Here is a 3,844-nt window from a genome sequence, read left to right on the forward strand (position 1 = left end):
TGTCGATTTTTTTCTCGTTCTTCTTCGTCGTTCTGTTCATCGAAGTTATGCAGATCAATCAGATCATGGGGCGCGGCACGCTCGGGCGCTTCGTGATGGGTTATTACCACCGCCCCCGCCTGGAAAACCGCTTCTTTCTGTTTATCGATTTGATTGGTTCTACCCATTTGGCAGAAACCTTGGGGCCGCTCGCCTATCAGCGCTTCCTGAATGGGGTGTTTCAGGCGGCGTCCGACCCGATTTCGGACCATCAGGGCGAAATCTACCAATATGTTGGCGATCAAATGGTCGTGACCTGGACCGATGCGGCAGGCACCGGCGGACGCAAGGGCGCGGTAAGACCCTTGGACTGCGTCTTCGCGCTGAAGCAAACCCTGGCCAACCTCGCTCCGGCCTATCTGAAAGACTATCGCGAAGCCCCGGCCATTCGCGCGGCGCTGCATTACGGTGAAGTCGTCGTCGGCGAAATCGGTGATGCCAAGCGCGATATCGCCTTTCACGGCGACGTGTTGAACGCCACCGCCCGCCTGGAAGGGGTGGCGCGCGAGTATCAGGGCTTCTTTATCGCCTCGGCAGCGGCACTGGATCGGCTCGGGCCGGCGGGGTGGCCCTCCGGTTACGATTATCGCCGGTTGGGGCCGCTGCCGTTGCGCGGCAAAGCGGCCCCGGTCGAGGCGGTTTTAGTGACGAAGCTTTGAAGGCTCAGGCTGCTTTGGGCCAATACTCCAGTTTTTCTGCCGCCAGCGTCGCTTGCACCGAGGGTAGGGCTAGCAGCCGATCGACCAACGCGGTCCACAGCGGCGCTTTTTTCACGCAAGGGCCAGCCGAGGCGCACGAAGAGCCAGCGGTACTGAAGCAGCAGATAGAAATCGGCGGGGGTGAGCTTGCTTGGCGCGTCCGGCCCGACAGCGGGAACGGCGAAGGCGCGGCCATCGCTGAGCCGGTCCTCGATGAGGGCCAGGATATCGGCAAGATGGACGCGCGCTTGGCTGCCGAGGGTTTCGTAGTGGCTTTCATCCGGGCTAAAGCGCGCCGGGCGGGCGAACAGCGGCCAGGCGAAGGCATGAAAATGGCCGGAAAGATAATTCAGCCATTCCATCAACCGGGCTTCGGCGAGCGGCGCGGTCGGCCACAGTCCGGCGTCGGGCTTTTGGGCACAGAGGTAGCGGCAGATGGCGGGGGTTTCGGTCAGAACCTCGCCTGCGGGCAAGCTGCCGCCCACGAGCGCGGGAACGCGGCCCTTGGGGTTGAGCGCCAGATACTCCGGCGTGCGCTGCTGGCCGTCGGCGAGGGCGACCAGGCTAAGCGTATGCGGCAAACCGAGATGGTTCAGAACCGCGTGTGGGACGAAGGATGCAGCCCCCGGCGCATAATAAAGCGTGAAACTCTTGGACATAATGGCGTTCCTCCCGAAGTTTGGTTGACACTGTTTATCAGTTCGCTGGGCAGGACAAGGGGGTTGCAGCACCGCAAAAAATCTCCCCAGGATAAGGCGATTACACAAGGATGAGCGAGATGCGGAACGCGCGCCCACGGGTTGCGATTATCGGGGCGGGCATGGCGGGAGCCTCGCTGGCCTATGAGTTGGCCGACGCGGCCGAGGTGCTTCTGCTGGAGCGCGAATCCCACCCCGGCTACCACACGACGGGCCGGTCGGCGGCGATGTTCACCGAAACCTACGGCCCCGCGCCGGTGCGGGCGCTGACGCGGGCGTCGCGGGATTTCTATGAAAATCCGCCCGAAAATTTCATTTCGGTTCCGATTCTAACGCCGCGTGGGGTCATTCTGGTGGCCGATGCCAGCCAAGAAGCGCTGATTGCCGAAACCTTGGCGGCGGGCGCGACCCATCGGCTAACCCCTGCCGAAGCGGAAGCCCAAGCCCCGATTCTGCGCGGCGACCGGCTGATCGGTGCGGTGGCCGAACCGGGGGCGCGGGCCATTGATGTCGATGCCTTGCTGCAAGCCTATCTGCGCGGGGTCAAGGCGCGCGGCGGGCGTTTGCTCTGCGAGGCCGAGGTAACGGCGCTGGACCGCGACGGTGCCGGCTGGCGGGTGACGACACCGGCGGGGGTATTCCCGGTCGATACCATCGTCAATGCCTCAGGAGCCTGGGGCGATAAAATCGCCGAGCTGGCAGGCGTCTCAAAACTCGGTTTGGTGCCGAAACGCCGCACGGCAATTCTCATCGACGCGCCGAGCGACCCGCAAGCTTGGCCGATGCTCATCGATATGGCCGAAGCCTGGTACATCAAGCCCGACGCCGGGTTGCTGCTCGCCTCCCCCGCTGACGCCACGCCGGTCGAGCCGCAAGACGCGCAGCCGGACGAGATGGATATTGCTATTTGCGTAGACCGAATCGAAACCGCAACGAAACTTCAGGTCAAGCACATCCGCCATAAATGGGCGGGCTTGCGCAGTTTCGTCGGCGATGGCGTGCCGGTGGCGGGGTTCGACAAAACCGTGCCGGGTTTCTTCTGGTTGATTGGCCAGGGCGGCTACGGCATTCAAACCGCCAGCGCCCTCGCCCGGCTGTCGGCGGCGCTGATTCTGGGAGCGCCGATCCCAGCCGATCTTAAAGCGGAAGGCGTAATTCCCGCCGAGCTTGCGCCGACGCGGCTGAGGTAGGAGAGGGGCTCCGCCCCTCGCCCCGCTTAAGGGGCTTCGGCCCCTTAAGAATCCGCGTTTCCTGGCCGAGTTCCCATTTGGGGTGTCGGGGGCAAAGCCCTCGACAAGAGCGAGGGCGCTAACTCCCCGTCGTTACTCGGCCCGAAAAGCGGTAGCCGTGACCGCGCGCGGTTTCGATGAGGTTGCCTGCGTCCTCGCCGAGTTTTTTGCGCAGGCGGCTCACCAGAATATCGATACTGCGGGCGCTGGTTTCGCCTTCCGCCGTGCCGATGGCTTCCATCAACTCCTCGCGGGTATGAACGCGGGCGGGGCGGCGCACCAGGGCTTGCAGCAGGTCGAATTCCGCCGGAGTGAGATCGACCGGCAATCCGTCCGGCCCAGTGACGACGCGGGCGGCGGTATCGAGCGTGCAGCCGGAAAAGCGGTAGAGCCCGCCTTCGCTGGGTTCGGGCTCGGCGGTGCGGCGGCGGTCCAGCACATTGCGGACGCGGGCGAGCAGTTCGCGCGGGAAAACCGGCTTCGGCAGATAATCTTCCGCCCCCAACTCCAGGCCCGAGGCGCGATCATCCGGCGCGCCACGTTCGGAGACGATGATGACCGGGCCGGAATAGGCGGCGCGCAACTCGCGCACCAGCATCACGCCGCGCGCGTCGGGCAAAGTCAGATCGAGCAGGATCAGATCGATGCGGGTTTTCGGCAGAATGGCTTCAGTTTGCGACCAATCGACCGCCAACGTCACCATATAGCCCGCCTTGCGCATCAGCGCCGCCAACAGCGAACGGACCGCTTCATCGTCTTCCACGATCAGAATATGTTCGCCCGCCACGCCGAATCCCTCCAATTTTGATAAAGTCCCCTGTGTTTCTTGGCAGAGGTTGCGCAACAGGTCAAACTGACTGCGATGATTTTTAGTCTCTTCGGCCTAACGGTCGCCGCTTTCGTTGGCCTTGTGCTGGGATTAATCGCCCCGCGCTTGGTGCCCGTGCCGCCGCCCGCCTCGCGCGGGCTGGTGGTGATGCTCTATGGCAGCTTCGTTTTGGCGGGGAGTATTATTTTGGCGACGATGACGCGCGAGCTTTGGGCACCGCTCCCGCCCGTGGTGGCCGTGGTCGCGCCAATGGCCCCCGTTGAGCCGCTGAAAGCCGAGCCGCCGCCCGCCGCGAAGCCCGAACCGATCCCGGAGCCGATCCCAGAGCTGGTCATCGTGCCGCCCGTGCCC

The 3,844-nt window shown here is 63.9% G+C and carries 4 protein-coding genes and 1 pseudogene; 3 read left to right on the forward strand and 2 right to left on the reverse strand.

The annotated features are described in order from the left end of the window. Positions 1–698: adenylate/guanylate cyclase domain-containing protein (locus VZ95_RS16700; protein ID WP_198148361.1), on the forward strand; the 698-nt coding region annotated here is incomplete at its 5' end. Here the strand turns inward: VZ95_RS16700 and VZ95_RS22315 are convergent. Then, entirely contained in the window at positions 623–1,396 is a 774-nt protein-coding gene (locus tag VZ95_RS22315) for a glutathione S-transferase family protein (protein ID WP_052711877.1), read from the reverse strand. The two genes, VZ95_RS16700 and VZ95_RS22315, sit on opposite strands and share 76 nt — an antisense overlap. 119 nt (positions 1,397–1,515) lie before the next feature. On the opposite strand from VZ95_RS22315, the gene VZ95_RS16710 reads away from it, so the two are divergent. Then, complete coding sequence (locus tag VZ95_RS16710) at positions 1,516–2,625, forward strand: NAD(P)/FAD-dependent oxidoreductase (protein WP_198148362.1); 1,110 nt, start codon at positions 1,516–1,518, stop codon at positions 2,623–2,625. 118 nt (positions 2,626–2,743) lie between these two features. Here VZ95_RS16710 and VZ95_RS16715 read toward each other — a convergent pair whose 3' ends face one another. Next, entirely contained in the window at positions 2,744–3,451 is a 708-nt protein-coding gene (locus tag VZ95_RS16715) for a response regulator transcription factor (RefSeq protein WP_045776863.1), read from the reverse strand. Between the two features lie 75 nt (positions 3,452–3,526). Here VZ95_RS16715 and VZ95_RS16720 point away from each other — a divergent pair. After that, positions 3,527–3,844, forward strand: a pseudogene (locus tag VZ95_RS16720) (hypothetical protein); the annotation flags it as partial.

Origin of the sequence: Elstera litoralis, from assembly GCF_000963705.1 — a bacterium.
In the GTDB taxonomy this organism is placed as follows: Bacteria; Pseudomonadota; Alphaproteobacteria; order Elsterales; family Elsteraceae; genus Elstera; species Elstera litoralis.

Bases quoted from the DNA above. Each gene is read 5' to 3' on its own strand.
- VZ95_RS16710 (WP_198148362.1), top strand. From the start codon at position 1,516: ATGCGGAACGCGCGCCCACGGGTTGCGATTATCGGGGCGGGCATGGCG.
- VZ95_RS22315 (WP_052711877.1), bottom strand. From the start codon at position 1,396: ATGTCCAAGAGTTTCACGCTTTATTATGCGCCGGGGGCTGCATCCTTC.